Here is a 21047-nt window from a genome sequence, read left to right as displayed (position 1 = left end):
CTATAAACTATTCTTTTTTTATTACGTAATGCTTCAAAAGCTTGTGGTGAAGTTACCTCATGAATAAAATGTCTATCAATATATAATATTGTTGTATTATTTTTTAATTTACAAATAACATGGCGATCATATATTTTTTCATATAATGTTTTTCCCATAATATTTTCCTATGTTATATATTCAGTAATTAATGTTCCCATATCTTCTGTTGTTACTATTATTTCATTTGATTGATTAGTAAATAAATCTTTAGTTCTATATCCTAAATTTAAAACTTGTTCAATTGCATTTTCTATTTTTTTAGAAATATTTTTATTTTTTAAACTATATTCTATTAACATAGATAATGATAAAATTTGAGCAATAGGATTAGCAATATTTTTTCCTGCAATATCTGGCGCTGAACCTCCAGCTGGTTCATATAAACCAAAAAATTTATTATTTAAACTAGCAGAAGGTAAATTACCAATAGATCCTGTAATCATAGCACATTGATCAGAAATAATATCTCCAAATAAATTAGTAGATAAAATTACATCAAATTGAGATGGATTTTTCATTAATTGCATAACAGCATTATCAATATACATAAAATTTAATTTAACTTGTGAATATTTATGAGATAAATTTTTTAAAATTTCACGCCACATAATAGATGTATTTAATACATTAGCTTTATCAATTGAACATATTGTTTTATTTCTTTGTAAAGCAAAATTAAAAGCCATATGAGCTATTCTTTCTATTTCAAATCTATAATATATTTCTGTATCAAATGCATATTCATTTATTCCAGTTCCTTTTCTTCCATTTGGATTACCAAAATATATTCCTCCTGTTAATTCTCTTATACAAAGAATATTAAATCCTTTATCAAGAATATTTTTTTTTAAAGGACTTAACATATATAAATTTTTATAAATATATGCAGGTCGTAAATTTATAAAAAGGTTAAAATGTTTTCTTAATTTTAATAAAGAATTTTTTTCAGGTCTTTTATTTAATGGTAAATAATCCCATTTAGGCCCTCCAACTGATCCAAATAATATTGCATTAGATTCTTCACAACCCAATAATGTTTTTTTAGGTAAAGCTTCACCATATGTATCAATAGCAGATCCTCCAACTAAATATTCATTAGTAATAATATTTATATTCAGATAATATTTTACTTTATTTAATACTTTAATTGCTTGATTCATTATTTCAGGACCTATACCATCTCCAGGTAAAATTGCAATTTTAAATACATTAGACATAATAATTTTATCCAAAAAATAGTAAAGTTTATTTAGTATTTATTTTTAATATATTTTTTTTAACTTGATTAAATCTCCATATACTATTAATAATATTAATTATAGCATTAACTGAAGCTTTCATTATATCTTTAGAAAATTCTATTCCATTAAATATTTTTTTCTTATAAGAAATTTGTATATTAACTTTATGAATAATTTTTTTATTATAATTTTTAGTATTAAATTTATATTTAATAATATAAAAATTATAATTTGTAATTTTATTTATAACTTTACAAATTGTATTTATATGATTTGTACCTATTGCTGATTCTAATATTATTAAATTACCACATTTTAATTTTAAATTTATAGTTGAAATTAAATTATATGTAGACTGAATAGTAAAATATTGTAAAGAATAATATTTGGTTGTATTTTCAAATTCACTATTAAATGCTAAAGATTCTAAATCATAATTAAATATTCGTCCTTTTTTTTCTGCTAATATAATAAAATTATTATATAATTTATTTATATCATAATCATTATCTTTATATCCCATTAATTGCATATGATATTTTATAGCAGCTCTTCCTGATTTTGAAGTAAGATTAAGTTCTGTTTTAGTTAAACCTATAATTTTAGGATTTAAAATTTCATAAGTATATTTATTTTTTATTATTCCATCTTGATGAATTCCTGAAGAATGGGAAAAAGCATTTTTACCTACAATAGCTTTGTTAATAGCTATAGGAATATTACATATTTCACTAACAATATTGCTTGTATAATATATATTATTATAATTAATATTAGTAAAAAAATTTATATCTTTTTTATGAGTATATAATGCCATTATTACTTCTTCTAAAGCACAATTTCCAGCTCTTTCTCCTATGCCATTAATCGTACCTTCTATTTGTCTAGCTCCTGCATTAATAGCAGTAATAGCATTTCCTACTGCCATACCTAAATCATTATGTGTATGTACAGATATAATACATTTATCAATATTAGATACTTTATTTTTTAAAGTATAAATTAAATTACTGTATTCATTAGGAAAAGTATAACCTACTGTATCAGGTATATTAATTGTAGTTGCTCCTGCCTTTATAGCAGATTGAACAACTAAACATAAATCATCTATGGGTGTTCTACCAGCATCTTCACAAGAAAATTCAATATCATCAGTATATTTTCTAGCATATTTTATCATAAAAATAATACGTTCAATTACTTTATTTAAAGTACTTTTTAATTTTGTAATAATATGTATTGGAGAAGTTGCTAAAAAAATATGAATTCTAAAATTAGAAGAAATTTTTAAAGCTTCATAAGCTATATCAATATCTTTTTCTTTACATCTAGCTAAACCACATATTTTACTATTTTTTATAATTTTTGCTATTGTTTGAAAAGATTTAAAATCTCCGGGAGAAGAAATTGGAAATCCAACTTCTATTATATCAATACCCATTGATTCCAATGCTAAAGCTATTTCTACTTTTTCTTTAGTATTTAAACTTGTTTTTAAAGATTGTTCTCCATCTCTTAGTGTTGTATCAAAAATAATAATTTTTTCTTTCATAAAAATATTAATCTCTTTTAATAAAAACTTTAGTTAAATATATTATTAATTTTCTTTAATATCAGATATATAATTTAATTAAAAATTTCACAAGAGTTTTAATTTTTTATTAGAAAATTAAATATTTATATTGAATATATAAATTATATAATTAGTAATTGTAAATGTATTAATATTATTAAAAATATATTTTATAATTTAAAAAAGTTATATAATAAATATTAATTTTAAATAATTTTGAATTATACTATTAATATAGTTAGTAACTAGAATTTTCAAATTTATTAAATATTAAAAAAAAATTTTAATAATTTTATAATTAATTTTAAAAATATTTAATATATTTATATATTAAACTTTACTTTCTATAAAAAATTTAAATATTATTTTATAAATATTTTATAAAGTGAATATTATAATAATGGATAAAGTATATATGAAATATGCAATTACATTAGCAAAATTAGGTGTTTTTACAACTACTCCTAATCCTAATGTAGGTTGTGTAATAGTTAATAATAATAAAATTGTTGGTACTGGATATCATTTAAAATCTGGACAACATCATGCAGAAATTAATGCTTTAAATATGGCAGGAAAACTTGCAAAAAATTCTACTGTTTATATAACACTAGAACCATGTAATTATTCTAATTTAACTCCTCCTTGTTGTAATGCTTTAATAAAAGCTAAAGTTAAACGTGTTATTATAGCAAATAAAGATCCTAATCCTAAAATAAATGGATGTGGATTAAAATTATTAAAAAAATTTGGAATAAAAATCAAATCTAATTTTTTATCTAAAAAAGCTGAAAAATTAAATTTAGGATTTTTTAAAAGAATGCGTACAGGTTTTCCTTATATACAATTAAAATTAGCAATATCTTTAGATGGTAAAATAGGCCTTTATAATGGTATAAGTAAATGGATATCTTCTATAGAATCTAGAAAAGATGTTCAAAAACTTAGAGCTAAAAGTTCTGCTATTTTAAGCACAAGTAATACAATTTTAAAAGATAATGCTATTTTATTAGTTCGTTGGGATGAATTAAATTATTATATAAAGAAAATATATCCTAGAAATTTATTACGACAACCAATAAGAATTATTTTAGATAGACGTAATTTAATAAAACCTACTGATAAATTAATATTATTTCCAGGAAAAATATTATTAATTAGATTAAAATATACATTTGAAAAATGGCCTTATTATGTTGAACAAATAATCATTCCAGAAAAAAATGGTTTATTAAATCTACACTATTTATTTAAAAAATTAGGAACAAAAGGTATAAATAATATTCTTATAGAAGCTGGAAGTATATTAACGGGATCTTTATTAAAAAATAAATTAGTTGATGAACTAATAGTCTATTTATCACCTAAATTATTAGGTAATATTGCATTAAATTTTTGTAATTTTAATGAATTTTTTAATATGAATGATGTACTAAAATTTAATTTTACTAATATAAAAAAAATAGGAAAAGATTTAAGATTAAAATTAAAACCTTTATAAATTTAATTTTCTTTTTAAAAAGTTATTATGAAAATAATTAATGAAACTATAATAGCACCAGAAATATCTATAGCAATTATTGTAGCAAGATTTAATGAATTTATTAATAAAAATTTATTAAATTCTGCTATTGATACTTTTCAAAGAATAGGAATGGTAAAAAAAAACAATATAACTATAATATGGATTCCAGGATCTTATGAATTACCATTAACAACTAAATTAATAATTAAAAAAAATTTTTATGATGGAATTTTAACAATAGGAACAATTATTAAAGGAGATACTTTACATTTTAAATATTTATCTCAATCTATATGTTTTCAATTATTAAATTTATCTGTAAAAAATCAGATACCAATTGCATTTAGTATATTGACTACAAATAATATAAAACAAGCAATAGAACGATCTGGTAGTAAAATAGGAAATAGAGGAACTGAAGCTGCTTTAACATTATTAGAAATGATAAATGTATTTAAAAAAATTAAGTCTTTAAATATAAAAAAGGAAGTATAGTAGTGAAATTTACAGATAGATATCAAGCTCGTAAGTATGCTTTACAAGCAATTTATTCTTGGCAAATATCTAAAAATACTTTTAGTGATATCCAATATTATTTTTTAAACGAATCTATAAAAGACGTTAAAACTATTGATATAAATTATTTTAATGAATTAATAAATGGAGTAATAATAAATAGTACATATTTAGATAATATCATGAAACCTTTTTTATCACGTCAATTATTTGAATTAGGTCAAATTGAAAAAGCGATTTTAAGAATTTCATTATATGAATTAATTAATCGATTAGATGTTCCTTATAAAGTAATTATTAATGAAGGTATTTGTTTAGCAAAATGTTTTGGAGGTGTAGATAATAGTTATAAATTTATAAATGGTGTTTTAGATAAAATAGTTACAAAAATTAGAACCTAAGATATTATATATTTTTATATAAATATAACATAAAAGTTCTTATTAAAGTATTAATAAAATTTATTAAAAAATTAAATACATACTTTATAATTTTTATAAAAAATTATTAATTGTATAATTTTTTTATTTAATAATTTATAATTCAGATGCAATTTTTTTTGAAATTTTTTCTCCTAAAATAATACTAATTAATTTTAAATTAAATTCAATAGAATATTTAACACTTTGAGCAGTTAATAATTTAAATTTATCATCCCAATATACTGGATTATTTGACCATTGTTTAGAGGGAATGAGATTTTTAAATCCTAAATATCCGGTCATTTTTGCTTGAGGAAAAATATTATTTGATATAAGCATAATAGCAGGAGTAGCACAAATTGCTCCTATAATTCTTTGAGAAGATTTAAATTTATAAATATATTCTAATAATAATTTATTAGATTTAAAATGTTTAGCTGCTTTCATTCCTCCTGGTATAATCATAGCAATACAATCATCATTATTTGATAGATCTTTTAAAAGAATATCACAAATTAAATTTGTACCATGAGCACATGATACTTTATAATTATCAGTTGTACTTACTAAAGTAACATTTATATTACTTCTATTTAAAATATCAATAGATGAAACAGTTTCTATTTCTTCTATACCATCTGTAATACAAATTAAAATAGAATAACATTTTGACATTTTAGGCCTTTTTGAAAATATTTTATTTAATTAATAGGATATACAGGAAACTTTATACATATTTCTGATATTTTTTCTTTAATATATGAAATATTTTTATTTTTTTTATCAAGAATATCTGCTATAAAATTTGATATTAATGATACTTCATATTCTTTAAATCCTCTTCTAGTAATTGCAGGAGTACCAATTCTTATTCCTGAAGTTATTAAAGGAGGTTTTAAGTCATTTGGAATACTATTTTTATTTACAATAATGTTATATTTACTTAATAATTTTTCTGCTTGTATACCATTTATATTCATCTTAGACAAGTCTAATAAAAATAAATGATTATGTGTATTATCTGAAATAATTTTATAATTACGTTTTTTTAATATAGAAACCATTAATTTAGCATTTTTTAAAACTTGTTTTTGATATATTAAAAATTTTGGTTCTGAAGCTTCTTTTAAAGCTACAGCTTTAGCTGCAATAATATGCATTAAAGGACCACCTTGACTTCCTGGAAATACAGAAGCATCTAATTTATTAAAAAGATTATTAATATTTTCTGAAGCTAAAATTAATCCTCCTCGTGGTCCTGCTAAAGTTTTATGTGTTGTAGTAGTAACTACATGAGCATATGGTACTGGGTTTGGATATAATCCAGTAGCTACTAATCCTGCAATATGAGCCATATCAACAAGTAAATATGATTTTATAATATCAGCTATTTCTCTCATTTTTTTCCAATCACATATTCCAGAATAAGATGAAAAACCACCAATAATCATTTTAGGTTTATGAATTTCCGCTAATTTTAATAAATTATCATAATCAATAATACCTTTATTATTAATTTTATAAGGGATATTTTTATAAAATTTTCCTGAAAAATTAACTATAGAACCATGAGTTAAATGACCTCCATGAGAATTTTCTAAACCCATTATTTTATCTCCAGGATTTAATAATGCAGAATAAACAGCAAAATTAGCTTGTGATCCTGAATGTGGTTGTACATTAGCATAATTTGCATTAAATAATTTTTTAGCTCTATTTATAGCTATTTTTTCTATTTTATCAATGTATTTACATCCACCATAATATCTTTTTTTAGGATAACCTTCTGCATATTTATTAGTTAATTGAGAACCTTGAACATACATAACATAATTTGAAGCATAATTTTCAGATGCAATTAATTCTATATGTTCTTCTTGACGTTTAATTTCTTTTTGAATTAATTGCCATATTTCCATATCATAATTTGAGTAATTTTTAATTTGATTCAAAATTAATTCCCTCTAAAATTAATTATATTAATTATTTTTTTTTCTTTTTGAAGAAAAAAAATCTTTAATAAGACTCGTACATTCTTTAACTAATATTCCAGAATTAATTTTTATGCAATAATTTATATTATAAATTCCTAATAAATCTATAAAAGATCCTATTTTATAATATTTATTATTACTAATACTATATACTAAACGATTAATTCTACTAATAATAATTGCACCAGAACACATTATACAAGGTTCTAATGTTACATACATAGTTGTATTTAATAATCTATAATTTTTTAAATATTTACCAGCTTTTCTTAATGCTATTATTTCAGCATGTCCTGTAGGATCATTATTTTTAATAGAATTATTTTTAGCTTCTGAAATAATTTTATTATTTTTTATAATTACAGCACCTACTGGTATTTCACCTGATTGAATTGCTAATTTAGCTAAATTTAAAGCGTAATTCATCCAATAAATATCATCTTTTATCAAAATATTATAACCTTTTTATTAATTTATAAATAATTTTTTAATTATATTAAGATAATAAATAATATATTAAAATAATAAATTATTTATATTTTGAATAAAAATTTTTTATGAAAGGTAAATTTAATAAAATTAAATATAATATTTTAAATAAATATATTAATAAATTTTTTATTTAAATAAATTAAATTTATATTTATAAAATAAGTATTTTATTTATTTATAAATAAAATTTTTTATCATAAAATATTATTTAAAATAAATAAAAAATAAAATTTTATTAACACATATAACATAGTTGAAATAAAAAATCAATTTTAGTTTAATATTTTAAATGATAAATAAAATATTATATGAATAAAATTATTAATTAAATAAGAGATATGTATATATGATTAAAAATATTACTGCAGTTCATGGGATGCATGATTATTTTTTCCCAGATACTTTATTATGGGAATATATTGAAAATATTATTAAAAAAATATTAAAAAATCATGGTTATAAAGAAATTAAGATTCCTATTTTAGAAAAAAGTATTTTATTTAAAAAAGCAATAGGTGAAATTACAGATATTGTAGAAAAAGAAATGTATAATTTAAACGATAGAAATGGAGAAAATCTTACTTTAAGGCCAGAAGGAACTGCAGGTTGTATTAGAGCAATAGTTGAACATAATATTTTTACTTCTTTAAATAATAGATTATGGTATAATGGACCAATGTTTCGTTATGAACGTCCACAGAAAGGAAGATATAGACAATTTAATCAAATTGGTATTGAAACATTAGGATTAGAATCACCTTATATAGATTCTGAAATAATTATAATGACATATCATTTTTGGAAAGAATTAAACATCATAGATGATGTTTACTTAGAAATTAATTCTATTGGATCTGCTGAAAATAGAAAACAATATGTTAAAAAACTTATTTTATTTTTAGAAAAATATTTCCACTTATTAGACGATGATTGCAAAAAAAGAATATATAAAAATCCTTTAAGAATATTAGATAGTAAAAATCCTAATATTCAAGAATTATTAAATAAAGCTCCTCAATTAAAAGATTTTCTTAGTAAGAATTGCATAGTTAAATTGAATAAATTATGTGATATACTAAATTTATTAAAAATTAATTTTTCTATAAATTATCGTTTAGTTAGAGGATTGGATTATTATAATGATATTGTATTTGAATGGATTACTAATAAGATAGGATCTCATAAAACTATTTGTGGTGGAGGTAGATATGATAAATTAGTAGAAAAATTAAGTAATAAAATTAATATTAGTGGTATGGGATGTGCTATTGGAGTAGAACGTTTAATTTTATTAATAAAAAATCTCAATAGAATAAAACTAAAAATTGATTATTTAATAGATATTTATCTTGTACCTATGAATAATAGTTCAGCTTTATATAAAACTATTTTTATTAGTGAAATAATTAGAAAAAAATTTCCTTTATTAAAAATAGTTATTAGTTATTATTTTAGTAATTTAAAAAAACAAATTATTCAAGCAATAAAACAAAAAGTTCGTTTTCTTTTAATTATAGGAGAAAAAGAAATAAGTAATAAACAATTAACAATAAAAGATTTATTTTTAAATAAACAAATAACTTTTTTTGAAAAAGAGTTAATATCTGAATTAGTAAAAATATTAAATTTTAAAACATAATTTTATTTATTAAATCTTATTTTTAATAATTTTAAATATTTTAATCTATATAATTATAATTAATATAATTTTTAAATAATTTTATTAATATGAAAAAATTTTATTTAATAAAATAAATATTTAATATAATTAAAGAGGAAATAATGAATTTACAAAAATTAATATTAATTTTTTTTATTTTTTGTTCTTTTATGTTTACTAGTTGTTCAAACTATAATAGTTATTATTATTTAAGTCAAAATAAATTACTTAAAAAATATAAAACTACTTTAAAAGTTTTAAATAAAAACCAAATAAATCCTCAACTAATCTGGTTTAGTAAAGTTATTAAAAAATCAAATGATAATTTTTCTAAATTACATATAGCATATAAAAATAAGCTATTATATATTGCTCATAGAGATGGTATAGTAAAATGTATTGATATTAATAATGGAAAGATAATATGGAACATAAATCTTGCTAAAAAAAATTTTTGTATATTTACATATTGTTTATCTGAAGAATTATCTAGTGGTCCTGTTATATCAAATAATTATTTATATTTAGGAAGTGAAAAAGGTAAAATTATTGCTTTAAATATTAAAAATGGAAATAAAATATGGGAAACATCTGTTTTTAGTGAAGTATTATCTGATCCAGTTATTTCAAATAATTTTTTAATTGTACATAATAATAATAATATTTTACAAGGTTTAAATAAAAATAACGGTCATATTTTATGGACAGTAAATTTAGGTCCTTTAGAATCATATTCATTTAGAGGAACATCAAAACCAACAATATTTTTTAATAATGTTATTACTGGTAGTGATAATGGTATTATTAGTTCTCGTATATTAAATAATGGTTTTATGGTTTGGCAAAAAGATTTAACAAAATTTCCTAATTTTTTTCATATATTAGATTTTAATGATATTGATGCACAACCAATAATTTTAAATGGAATAATTTATGTCGCTTCTTATAATGGTAATTTTCATGCATTAGATCTTTCTAATGGGGATATTATTTGGAAAAAATCATATAAAGTATCTAGTGATTTTATTATTAAAAATAATAGAATTTATATTTTTGATATAAATAATAAACTTTTATCATTAGACATTAATAAAGGAAATATTATTTGGTCACAAAATAAATTTATAAATAAAGAAACTATAACTCCAATTTATTATAAAAATAATATTATTATTATAGATAAATGTGGTAAAATTTATTGGTTAAATTTTCATAATGGTAATATTATTGGTAATACATTAATTAAAAAATTTAATGATAAAATACAATCATCATTATTAGTAAATAATAAATTAATATTACAAACTCGTAGTGGTAATATCTATGTATTTAAATTATAAATTATTAATTTTATTATATATGAGATTCAAATAATGTTAAATTATCCTATAGTTACTATAATAGGTTCTCCAAATTCAGGAAAATCTACCTTATATAATTTATTAACTAAAACTAATAAAGCATTAGTTAATAATATTCCTGGATTTACAAGAGATAGAAATTATGGATATGTTAAAATACATAAATATCAATTTATTTGTATTGATACGGGTAGTATAATTAGTGATAATAATGCTAAAAATAAAATAGAATTAAATAATTCTTTAGTAAATAAACAAACTTTTAAAGCTATTAAAGAATCAGATTTAATTTTATTTATAATAAAAGGATTATATTTAACAAATATAGATTATGAAATTATAGATAAAATCAGACCATATAAAAAAAATATTATAATTATTTTAAATAGAAATAATAATTATTGTGAAAAAGAATTTTATTCTTTAGGTTATAAAATATATAATATTAATATTATTGATGTTCATCATATTAATAAATTATTATTATTATTATTACCTTATATAAAAAATATTTTTCGAAAAAAAAATTTAATTAAAATTAAAAATTTTAAATATAATAATTCTATTGAAAATAATAGTATAAAATTAGCAATTATAGGAACTCCTAATGCTGGTAAATCTACTTTAATTAATAATATTCTTGAAGAAGATAGAATGATTGTAAATAATATCGCGGGAACAACTAGGGACAGTATTTTTATACCAATAGAAAATATGAATAAAATAACAAAAAAATATTTTAATAATTTAATTCTTATTGATACTGCGGGAATAAAAAAAAAAAATAAAATTAAAAATATAGAAAAAAATATAATTAAAGATTCTTTTTTATCTATAAAAAAATCTAAAATAATTTTATTTATTATTGATGGATCGAAAGAAATATTTTCTCATCAAGATATGTCTATAATAAATTATATTATTAATCAAGGAAAACCTATTATTCTAGTAATTAATAAATATGATAAAATTCAATTTAAAAATATAAAACAAATAAAAGAAATAATTAAAGTAAAATTTCCATTCATACCTATGATATTTATATCAGCTAAATATGGTTTAGGTTTAAAAAAATTATTTAAATTATTATTTAAAATATATAATTTAACTAACCAAAAAATTAATACTTCAAAATTAATGAAGATTATGTATTTAGCAATTAATAATTTTCCACCACCTATGATTAATAATCATCGTATAAAATTAAAATATATACATGTAGGTAAATATAATCCATTAACTTTAATTATCCATGGAAATCAAGTAAAAAAATTAGAAAATAATTATAAACGTTATTTATCAAATTTTTTATATAAAAAATTAAATTTTTTTGGTATTCCTATTTTTTTAAAATTTAAAGAAAATAAAAATCCTTATATTACTTAAATATATAATAATTATTACTTAATTTATTAAATTTCATAAAATGAATAAAATTCCTTATTATAAATTTTCAGTTGCTCCTATGTTAAAAAAAACTGATAAATATTGTCGTTATTTTTATAGAAAACTAACTAAACATACTTTGTTATATACTGAAATGATACATTCTAACGCTATTATTAATAATAAATCAATTTTATTAGATAATTATGGAAATAATATTGCGTTACAATTAGCAGGTAATAACCCTAAAATATTAGCTTTATGTGCAAAACAAGCAGAAAAATTAGGATATAAAGAAATTAATTTAAATGTAGGTTGTCCTTCAATTAAATCTCAAAAAGGTAATTTTGGAGCATGTTTAATGAAACAATATAATATTCTTTCTGATTGTATCAAATCAATGAGTGATAGTGTTTCAATACCAATTACAATAAAAACTCGTATTGGTATAAATAATGATGATAGTTATACTTTTTTATATAAATTTATAGATAAATTATCTATTAGTGGTTGTAATATGTTTATTATTCATGCTCGTAAAGCATTACTGTTTAATAAAATTAATACTAATTATAATCTTAATAATCCTCATTTAAATTATAAAGTTATATATGAAATTAAAAAAGATTTTCCAAATATTAAAATATCAATAAATGGAGGAATTAAAAGTTTTAAAGAAGTAATTAATCATTTAAAATATGTAGATGGAGTCATGATGGGTAGAAAAATTTTTAACGATCCCAAATTTTTAATGCAAATTGATCAAAAAATTTTTTATCAAAAATATATTTTACAGACTCCTATAATAATTATAAAATCTATGTATTCTTATATAGAAAGGGAATTAAAAAAAGGTATACATTTAAAAATAATTATTTCTTCTATGTTAAATTTTTTTAATGGAATAAATGGTTCTGTAAATTTTAAAAAATATATTAATAATAAAAATAATTATTTAAATAATAGTAGTATTCAAGTATTAAATAAAGCATTATCTTATATAAAAGATATATAAAATTATAATAATTATTAAAATATAATTTTATATAATTAATATTATATCAATATTCATACCTTATAAATGTTAATTTATGATAGTAAATAATATAATAAAAAGATCTAGATTTAGAAAAGATTTTGATATAGAAGGAATTAAATTACCTCCTCATTCATTAGAAGCAGAACAATCTATCCTAGGAGGGTTAATGTTAGATAATAATCGTTGGGAAAATGTTATAGAAAAAATTATAGTACAAGATTTTTTTACATTTGCTCATAGAATTATTTTTAGTGAAATGCAAATGTTAACAGATACTGGAAAACCAATTGATTTAATTACTCTATCAGAATCTTTAGAAAATAAAAGTAAATTAAATGATGTAGGAGGATTTGCATATTTAGCTGAATTATCAAAAAATATTCCAAGTGTATCTAACATTTATGCATATATTGATATTGTAAGAGAAAGAGCTATTATTAGAGAAATGATATTAGCTGCGAATGAAATTGCTGAAGCTGGATATTATCCTAATGGAAGAAAGAGTGAAGAATTAATAAATTTAGCTGAATCTCGTATTTTTCAAATAGCAGAAAAACGTATAAATAAAGATACCAAACCTAAAGGAGTAGATGAAATTTTAGAAGTAACAATTTCTAAAATTGAATCTTTTTATAAATCGACAAAACATGGTGTTACTGGAATAGATACTGGATATCATGCATTAAATAAAAAAACAGCAGGATTACAAAAATCTGATTTAATTATTATTGCTGCTCGACCTTCAATGGGAAAAACAACTTTTGCAATGAATATTTGTGAAAATGCAGCTATATCACAAGATAAACCTGTACTTATATTTAGTTTAGAAATGCCATGTGAACAAATTATGATGCGTATGTTAGCTTCTCTTTCTAGAGTTGATCAAACACGTATTCGTACAGGGCAATTAAATGACAATGATTGGGAAAAAATTTCAAATACAATGGGTCTTTTATTAAAGAAAAAAAATATATATATTGATGATTCTTCCGAACTTACTCCTACTGAAGTTAGATTAAGATCTCGTAGAATTTTTAGAGAACATAGTGGCTTAAGTTTAATTATGGTTGATTATTTACAATTAATGAGAGTCCCTTCATTATCTTTTAATAGAACATTAGAAATTGCTGAAATATCACGTTCATTAAAAGCATTAGCAAAAGAATTACATGTACCTGTATTAGCTTTATCTCAATTAAATAGATCTTTAGAACAAAGATCTGATAAACGTCCAATGAATTCTGATTTAAGAGAATCTGGATCTATAGAACAAGATGCTGATTTAATAATGTTTATTTATAGAGATGAAGTATATAATGAACATAGTAATTTACAAGGTATTGCAGAAATAATTATAGGAAAACAACGTAATGGTCCAATTGGTACTATAAGATTAACATTTAATAATAAAATAGCTCGATTTGATAATTATTCAAATTATTATAGTAATTCTAATATTGATTAATTATTAATTAATCAGTTAAAATAATTAATTTTTACAAGTTAATTATTAATTAAAATTAATTTTTATAAAATTATAGTGAAATTATCAATGTTAAAAATTTTTAATACTTTAAGTAAACAAAAAGAAATATTTAAACCAATTCATAAAAATAAAGTTAAAATTTATGTCTGTGGGGTTACAACATATGATTTATGTCACATTGGACATGGAAGGACTTTTGTAATTTTTGATTTAATTATAAGATATTTAAAAAATTTAGGTTATAAAGTAGAATATATAAGAAATATTACTGATATTGATGATAAAATAATAAATTTAGCAAATGAAAAAAATATAAATATTAAATATATTACAGATAAAATGATTTCTGAAATGCAATTAGATTTTAAAAGCCTTAATCTTTTAAATCCAGATATAGAACCTAGAGTAACTGATCATATTAATGAAATTATTATAATAATTAAAAATTTAATTAAAAATAATTATGCATATATTGCTAATAATGGAGATGTAATGTTTTCTATTAAAAGTTATTTACATTATGGTCAATTATCTCGACAAAATTTAAATAAATTAAAATTACAAAATAAAAAAATACATTTTTCTATTAAAAAAAATTATATAGATTTTGTTTTATGGAAAATATCTAAAAAAAAACAAATTGGATGGTCATCTCCTTGGGGTTATGGAAGGCCTGGATGGCATATAGAATGTTCAGCTATGAGTCATAAATATTTTGGTAATTGTTTTGATATACATGGTGGTGGTAATGATTTAATTTTTCCTCATCATGAAAATGAAATAGCTCAATCATATTGTTTTGATAAATCATTTCATGTTAATTATTGGATTCATAGTGGAATGGTTATGATAAATAATAAAAAAATGTCTAAATCATTACATAATTCTTTAAAATTGAGAGATATTTTATCTAAATATAATAATGAAGTTATTCGATATTTTTTTACTTCTACACATTATAGAAGTCCAATTATTTATAATGAAAATATTTTAAAACAATCTGAAGCTTCTATAAAAAGATTATATACATCAATATATTATATAAATGATATTTTACTTAAAAAAAATATAGAATATCAAAATTATAAAAAAGATAAACAAAATATTTTTTTTGAAAAAAAATTTTATGAAGCAATGAATGATGATTTTAATACTCCAAAAGTTTATAGTATATTATTCAATATGTCATATCAAATTAATATTTTAAATAATAAAAAAAAATTTTTATATGCTAATAATTTAATATTAAAATTAAAAGATTTAGGAAATATTTTAGGAATTCTTTTTTATAATCCTAAAAATTATTTTAAGAATAATAATAATAATTCATATTATTTTAATAAATATCAAATTGAAAAATTAATTAAAATACGAAATAATGCTCGTAAAAATAAATGTTGGATAAAAGCAGATGATATTCGAAATTTATTAAATAATCAAAATATTTTACTAGAAGATTCACAATTTGGAACTATATGGAAAAAGAAAACTAAATAATATTTTTAAATATATATATTTTATATGAATAATTTTATGAAAAAATCATTAAAAGAAGAAATTACAGAATTACGTAATAAAATACATTATCATAATTATAAATATCATGTATTAAATAACCCAGAAATACCGGATTATAAATATGATGAACTATTATATAAATTAAAATATTTAGAAAAGTTATTTCCTCATTTAATAACAAATAATTCTCCGACTAAATCTGTAGGAGGTATTTCTTTACAAAATATAAAAAAAATAAACCATATTATTCCGATGTTATCATTAAATAATGTTTTTAATGAAAAAGATTTATTTTTAAAATTTTTTAATCCTATAAAAAATTTTTTAAATAAAAATAATAACAATTTTTGTTGTGAATTAAAATTTGATGGAATAGCAACAAGTTTATTATATAAAAATGGTCAATTAATACAAGCCTCTACTAGAGGAAATGGAATGATAGGAGAAAATATAATTAATAATATATTATATGTAGATGATATTCCTCATAAATTACAAGGAAATAATTTTCCTCCTATATTAGAAGTTAGAGGAGAAATATTTATGACTAAAAAAAACTTAAATATATTAAATAAAAAAAATATTTTAAATAAACAATTTGCTAATACTCGTAGTTCAGCCTTAAGTTTTTTACGATTAAAAAATATTTATAATGATATTAATTATAAATTATTAAATTTTTTTAGTTATGGTATAGGTTTTATAAAAAATAAAAACAAATTATATAGTCATATTAAAACATTAAAACGACTTAAAAATTATGGTTTACCAGTTTCTAAACATACAGTACTCTGTACTTCTTTAAAAGAAATTTCTTTTTTTTATGAAAAAATAAAAAAAATAAGAAATAATTTTTCATATAATATTGATGGTATTGTTATTAAAATAGATAATTTTAAAATACAAAAATTATTAGGTTCTACATCACATGCTCCTAAATGGGCTATTGCATATAAATTTCCACCACAAGAAAAAATAACAATTTTAAAAAATATTATTTTTCAAATAGGACGAACAGGATTAATTACTCCTGTAGGAAAATTTAAAACTATTAAAATAGATGGAGTAAATATTAGTAATGCTAGTTTATATAATTTTAATGAAATTAAAAAATTAAATTTAAAAATAGGTGATGTAATTGTAGTACAACGTTGTGGTGATGTTATACCAAAAATAATTAATGTTATAAAAACAGAAAGAAAAAATAATATTACAACTAATATTATTTTTCCTAAAACATGTCCAGATTGTAAATCTATTCTTAAAAAAAAAAGTTATAATAAATCAATATTTTATTGTTCATCTGGTTTAAATTGCAAATCTCAACTAAAAGGATATTTAAAACATTTTATATCACGTGATGCAATGAATATTAATTATATAGGTAATCAACTTATTAATAAATTAGTTGATATTAATTTAGTAAAAAATTCTATAGATTTATTTAATTTAAATATAAATACTTTAAATAAAATTCCTTATTTAGGTACTAAATCTATTTTAAAAATATTAAGCGCATTAGAAATATCAAAAAAAACAACTTTTACTAGATTTTTATATTCTTTAGGAATTAGTGAAGTAGGTTTAGTTACTGCAAATAATTTAAATAATTATTTTCAAAATTTAAATAATTTTTTAAATGCTGATTTAAAAGATTTTTGTTTTATATCTGGAATAGGAAAAAAAATTGCATGTAATTTATATAAATTTATTAATGATAAAAATAACTTATATATAATTAATAAACTAGTTAATGAAATTGGTATTTATTGGAACAATACTAATATAATTAATAATTTTTTTTATAAAAAAAAAATAGTATTAACAGGAAAATTAACTACAATAAATAGACAAAAAATAATAGAAAAATTAATAAGTTTAGGAGCTATAATTTATAATCATATATCTAAAAATATAGATATGATTATTATAGGGAAAAATCCCGGTTCTAAATTATTTAAAGTAAAAAAATTAAATATAATAATTATAAATGAACAAAAATTAATAGAATTAATGAATAAAAATTGATTTCAGTATTATATATAATAAATTGTTTATTTATATAATAAATGATATCTTACTTAAATTACATGAAATAAAATTAATAATTAAATTAATATGACAAAATTTAAAGATATAATAGAATATTATTTTTCTAAATATAAAAATAATGAAAAATCATTACAAAATAAAGAATTAATTCAATCAGTTAATAATGTTATTGATATGTTAGATAAAGGAAAATTAAGAGTATCAGAAAAAATAGATAATAAATGGATAACATATCAATGGATAAAAAAAGCTATTTTATTATATTTTAAAATTAGTAATAATTTTTTTATAAGAGATAATTATAATTGTTATTATGATAAAATTCCTTCTAAATTTTATTATATTAATAAAAATGATTTTAATAAACTTAATTGTCGCATTGTACCACCTACTACTATAAGATATGGATCATTTTTAGATAAAAATGTTATTTTAATGCCTTCTTTTATAAATATAGGATCTTTTATAGGTACAGGAACTATGATAGATACTTGGTCAACTATTGGATCATGTGCTCAAATTGGAAAAAATGTTCATATATCTGGAGGAGTTGGAATAGGAGGAGTTCTAGAACCCATTCAATCTAATCCAACAATTATAGAAGATGATTGTTTTATTGGAGCTAGATCAGAAATAGTTGAAGGAGTTATTATTGAAAGTGGTTCAGTAATTTCTATGGGAGTATATATCGGTCAAAGTACTAAAATATATGATAGAGAAACAGGATTAATTTATTTTGGTAGAGTTCCTAGTGGTTCAGTTGTTGTTTCTGGTAATTTACCATCTAAAAATGGTAAATATAGTTTATATTGTGCTGTAATAGTTAAAAAAGTAGACTATAAAACTTTAAGTAAAATTGAAATTAATAATCTTTTGCGTGAAAATAATTAAATTATCTAAATATTTACTTATTTCAAATAATAAATTTATATATTTATAAATAAAAGAAATTATTCTTAATTAAATCTAATACTTATAAATAATAAATATTTATATAAATTTTAATAATTAAATAGGTATTTTATAAATATGAAAGTATTAAGTCATACATTAGGTTTTCCTAGAATTGGTCCATATCGTGAATTAAAAAAAGCTCAAGAAAAATATTGGAATAATCAAATAACAAAAGAAAAATTATTTAATATTGGTTATAATATTAGGAAATTTAATTTAAATAAACAAATAGATAATAATATTGATTTATTACCTATAGGTGATTTTGCATGGTATGATCATATACTTAATACTAGTTTAATGTTAGGAAATATTCCTAAAAGATTTCAAGAAAAAATAGATAATTATATAAACATAGATACAATGTTTTATATTGGTAGAGGTTCTATTCATAACAAAAAAGCATTAAATGCTAGTAAAATGACTAAATGGTTTAATACTAATTATCATTATATAGTTCCTGAATTTTATAAAAATCAATCTTTTAATTTTGTTTGGAAACAATTATTAAATGAAATAGATGAAGCTATTAAAATGAATTTTAATAATATTAAACCAGTATTAATAGGTCCACTTACATATCTTTGGTTAGGTACTAAAGGAGAAAAAAATAATTTTAGTCGTTTAGAATTATTAAAAAAAATTTTACCAATTTATATTGAAATATTATTAGAAATAAAAAAAAGAAATATTCAATGGGTTCAAATAGATGAACCTATTTTAGCTTTAGAATTACCAAAAAAATGGTTACAATCATTTAAAAATACTTATGATATTTTAAGAAATAATATTAGTAATGATATTAATATATTATTAACAACATATTTTGGAGGTATTACTCATAATATTGAATTAATTAAATTATTACCTATAAATGGAATACATATAGATTTAGTTAATGGAAAAGATAATATTGAATATATTAATAATAATATTTCTAAAAAATGGACTATATCTTTTGGAATTATTAGTGGTAGAAATATTTGGAAAACTGATTTAAAAAAATGGTATGATATTTTAACAATTATAAAAAATAATAGACCATTCTTATGGATTGGTAGTTCCTGTTCATTAATACATAGTCCAGTAGATTTAAATTTAGAATTTAAATTAGATAAAAAAATTAAAAATTGGTTTTCTTTTGCTATACAAAAATGTAAAGAATTATCTTTAATAGTTAAAGCTATTAATAATAATGATCCTAGTAAATTAGTTGAATGGAGTAAATTCATATATACTAGAAAAATTTCTAAAAAAATAACTAATGTACAAGTACAAAAAAAAATATTATTACTTGGTAAGAATATTATAAATAATCGTAAACATTATAATACTAGATCAATTTTACAAAAAAAAAAATTACAATTACCATTAATTCCAACTACAACTATAGGATCATTTCCTCAAACATTAGATATTAGAAAATTAAGATCTGATTTTAAATCAGGATATATTAATTATAATAATTATAAAAAAAATATGAAAAATCATATTAAAAATATAATTAATATTCAAGAAAAATTAGATTTAGATGTATTAGTACATGGTGAACCTGAAAGAAATGATATGGTTGAATATTTTGGAGAAAATCTTAATGGATTTGTTATAACTGAAAATGGTTGGGTACAAAGTTATGGTTCTCGTTGTGTAAAGCCTCCAATTATTATTGGAGATATTAGTAGAAATAAACCAATAACAGTATATTGGTCTCAATATGCACAGTCATTAACAAAAAAAATAGTTAAAGGAATGTTAACAGGTCCTATAACAATGTTACTTTGGTCTT

The 21047-nt window shown here is 19.5% G+C and carries 18 protein-coding genes; 12 read left to right on the top strand and 6 right to left on the bottom strand.

The genetic code is table 11. From position 1 onward, the window contains the following. The 3 genes from GJT84_RS02485 to leuA all read right to left on the bottom strand — a co-directional run. Window positions 1-158 (bottom strand): aconitase family protein (locus GJT84_RS02485; RefSeq protein WP_343033629.1); only part of this gene is annotated, 158 nt, incomplete at its 3' end. A gap of 9 nt (window positions 159-167) precedes the next feature. Continuing rightward, window positions 168-1259: a 3-isopropylmalate dehydrogenase gene (gene leuB / locus GJT84_RS00280; protein ID WP_168866890.1), complete on the bottom strand. Its 1092-nt coding sequence runs from the start codon at window positions 1257-1259 to the stop codon at window positions 168-170. A gap of 28 nt (window positions 1260-1287) precedes the next feature. Continuing rightward, window positions 1288-2835, bottom strand: a complete 1548-nt coding sequence (leuA, locus tag GJT84_RS00275; RefSeq protein ID WP_168866889.1) for a 2-isopropylmalate synthase — start codon at window positions 2833-2835, stop codon at window positions 1288-1290. Between the two features lie 436 nt (window positions 2836-3271). On the opposite strand from leuA, the gene ribD reads away from it, so the two are divergent. The 3 genes from ribD to nusB are packed head-to-tail and all read left to right on the top strand — an operon-like array spanning window position 3272 to window position 5298. Continuing rightward, complete coding sequence (ribD, locus tag GJT84_RS00270) at window positions 3272-4357, top strand: bifunctional diaminohydroxyphosphoribosylaminopyrimidine deaminase/5-amino-6-(5-phosphoribosylamino)uracil reductase RibD (protein ID WP_246208497.1); 1086 nt, start codon at window positions 3272-3274, stop codon at window positions 4355-4357. A gap of 27 nt (window positions 4358-4384) precedes the next feature. Further along, window positions 4385-4876, top strand: coding sequence for a 6,7-dimethyl-8-ribityllumazine synthase (ribH, locus tag GJT84_RS00265; RefSeq protein ID WP_168866888.1), 492 nt, complete (start codon window positions 4385-4387; stop codon window positions 4874-4876). A 2-nt stretch (window positions 4877-4878) separates the two neighbouring features. Beyond that, on the top strand, window positions 4879-5298 hold the full coding sequence (gene nusB, locus GJT84_RS00260) for a transcription antitermination factor NusB (protein WP_168866886.1): 420 nt from the start codon (window positions 4879-4881) through the stop codon (window positions 5296-5298). A 135-nt stretch (window positions 5299-5433) separates the two neighbouring features. Here the strand turns inward: nusB and GJT84_RS00255 are convergent, their stop codons facing one another. The 3 genes from GJT84_RS00255 to tadA are packed head-to-tail and all read right to left on the bottom strand — an operon-like array spanning window position 5434 to window position 7763. Then, on the bottom strand, window positions 5434-5994 hold the full coding sequence (locus GJT84_RS00255) for a DJ-1 family glyoxalase III (RefSeq protein ID WP_168866885.1): 561 nt from the start codon (window positions 5992-5994) through the stop codon (window positions 5434-5436). Window positions 5995-6020: 26 nt separating this feature from the next. Further along, window positions 6021-7274 carry a serine hydroxymethyltransferase gene (gene glyA, locus GJT84_RS00250; protein ID WP_168867348.1) on the bottom strand — a complete coding sequence of 418 codons (1254 nt, stop codon included), beginning with the start codon at window positions 7272-7274 and terminating at the stop codon, window positions 6021-6023. Window positions 7275-7298: 24 nt separating this feature from the next. Continuing rightward, the gene (tadA, locus tag GJT84_RS00245; RefSeq protein ID WP_343033617.1) at window positions 7299-7763 is read right to left on the bottom strand and encodes a tRNA adenosine(34) deaminase TadA; all 465 of its coding nucleotides are present in this window, start codon (window positions 7761-7763) and stop codon (window positions 7299-7301) included. A 388-nt stretch (window positions 7764-8151) separates the two neighbouring features. Between tadA and hisS the strand changes: the two genes are divergently transcribed. From hisS to metE, 9 genes are all read left to right on the top strand, one after another. Further along, entirely contained in the window at window positions 8152-9444 is a 1293-nt protein-coding gene (gene hisS / locus GJT84_RS00240; RefSeq protein WP_168866883.1) for a histidine--tRNA ligase, read from the top strand. Between the two features lie 143 nt (window positions 9445-9587). Continuing rightward, a complete protein-coding gene (locus tag GJT84_RS00235) occupies window positions 9588-10805 on the top strand; it encodes an outer membrane protein assembly factor BamB family protein (protein ID WP_168866882.1) in 1218 nt (405 codons plus the stop codon). Window positions 10806-10838: 33 nt separating this feature from the next. Further along, entirely contained in the window at window positions 10839-12212 is a 1374-nt protein-coding gene (der, locus tag GJT84_RS00230; RefSeq protein WP_168866880.1) for a ribosome biogenesis GTPase Der, read from the top strand. 40 nt (window positions 12213-12252) lie between these two features. After that, entirely contained in the window at window positions 12253-13227 is a 975-nt protein-coding gene (dusA, locus tag GJT84_RS00225; protein WP_168866878.1) for a tRNA dihydrouridine(20/20a) synthase DusA, read from the top strand. Between the two features lie 76 nt (window positions 13228-13303). Further along, entirely contained in the window at window positions 13304-14716 is a 1413-nt protein-coding gene (gene dnaB, locus GJT84_RS00220) for a replicative DNA helicase (RefSeq protein ID WP_168866876.1), read from the top strand. 87 nt (window positions 14717-14803) lie between these two features. Then, window positions 14804-16234, top strand: coding sequence for a cysteine--tRNA ligase (gene cysS / locus GJT84_RS00215; RefSeq protein ID WP_168866875.1), 1431 nt, complete (start codon window positions 14804-14806; stop codon window positions 16232-16234). A gap of 36 nt (window positions 16235-16270) precedes the next feature. Next, window positions 16271-18283 (top strand): NAD-dependent DNA ligase LigA, encoded by a 2013-nt coding sequence (gene ligA / locus GJT84_RS00210; protein ID WP_211080601.1) that lies wholly within the window; start codon window positions 16271-16273, stop codon window positions 18281-18283. Window positions 18284-18373: 90 nt separating this feature from the next. Continuing rightward, on the top strand, window positions 18374-19198 hold the full coding sequence (gene dapD, locus GJT84_RS00205) for a 2,3,4,5-tetrahydropyridine-2,6-dicarboxylate N-succinyltransferase (protein WP_168866871.1): 825 nt from the start codon (window positions 18374-18376) through the stop codon (window positions 19196-19198). A gap of 138 nt (window positions 19199-19336) precedes the next feature. Next, a partial coding sequence (gene metE, locus GJT84_RS00200) for a 5-methyltetrahydropteroyltriglutamate--homocysteine S-methyltransferase (RefSeq protein ID WP_168866870.1) occupies window positions 19337-21047 on the top strand: 1711 nt, incomplete at its 3' end.

Source organism: Enterobacteriaceae endosymbiont of Plateumaris sericea (assembly GCF_012562605.1).
Taxonomy (GTDB): domain Bacteria; phylum Pseudomonadota; class Gammaproteobacteria; order Enterobacterales; family Enterobacteriaceae.
The sequence above is the reverse complement of the archived record's forward strand: the minus strand, read 5'-3'. Positions and strand labels throughout refer to the sequence as shown.

What these genes read in the sequence shown, in the direction of transcription:
- leuB (WP_168866890.1), bottom strand. Translation starts at nt 1,259, where the DNA reads ATGTCTAATGTATTTAAAATTGCAATTTTACCTGGAGATGGTATAGGT.
- leuA (WP_168866889.1), bottom strand. Translation starts at nt 2,835, where the DNA reads ATGAAAGAAAAAATTATTATTTTTGATACAACACTAAGAGATGGAGAA.
- ribD (WP_246208497.1), top strand. Translation starts at nt 3,272, where the DNA reads ATGAAATATGCAATTACATTAGCAAAATTAGGTGTTTTTACAACTACT.
- ribH (WP_168866888.1), top strand. Translation starts at nt 4,385, where the DNA reads ATGAAAATAATTAATGAAACTATAATAGCACCAGAAATATCTATAGCA.
- GJT84_RS00255 (WP_168866885.1), bottom strand. Translation starts at nt 5,994, where the DNA reads ATGTCAAAATGTTATTCTATTTTAATTTGTATTACAGATGGTATAGAA.
- hisS (WP_168866883.1), top strand. Translation starts at nt 8,152, where the DNA reads ATGATTAAAAATATTACTGCAGTTCATGGGATGCATGATTATTTTTTC.
- GJT84_RS00235 (WP_168866882.1), top strand. Translation starts at nt 9,588, where the DNA reads ATGAATTTACAAAAATTAATATTAATTTTTTTTATTTTTTGTTCTTTT.
- der (WP_168866880.1), top strand. Translation starts at nt 10,839, where the DNA reads ATGTTAAATTATCCTATAGTTACTATAATAGGTTCTCCAAATTCAGGA.
- dusA (WP_168866878.1), top strand. Translation starts at nt 12,253, where the DNA reads ATGAATAAAATTCCTTATTATAAATTTTCAGTTGCTCCTATGTTAAAA.
- dnaB (WP_168866876.1), top strand. Translation starts at nt 13,304, where the DNA reads ATGATAGTAAATAATATAATAAAAAGATCTAGATTTAGAAAAGATTTT.
- cysS (WP_168866875.1), top strand. Translation starts at nt 14,804, where the DNA reads ATGTTAAAAATTTTTAATACTTTAAGTAAACAAAAAGAAATATTTAAA.
- ligA (WP_211080601.1), top strand. Translation starts at nt 16,271, where the DNA reads ATGAAAAAATCATTAAAAGAAGAAATTACAGAATTACGTAATAAAATA.
- dapD (WP_168866871.1), top strand. Translation starts at nt 18,374, where the DNA reads ATGACAAAATTTAAAGATATAATAGAATATTATTTTTCTAAATATAAA.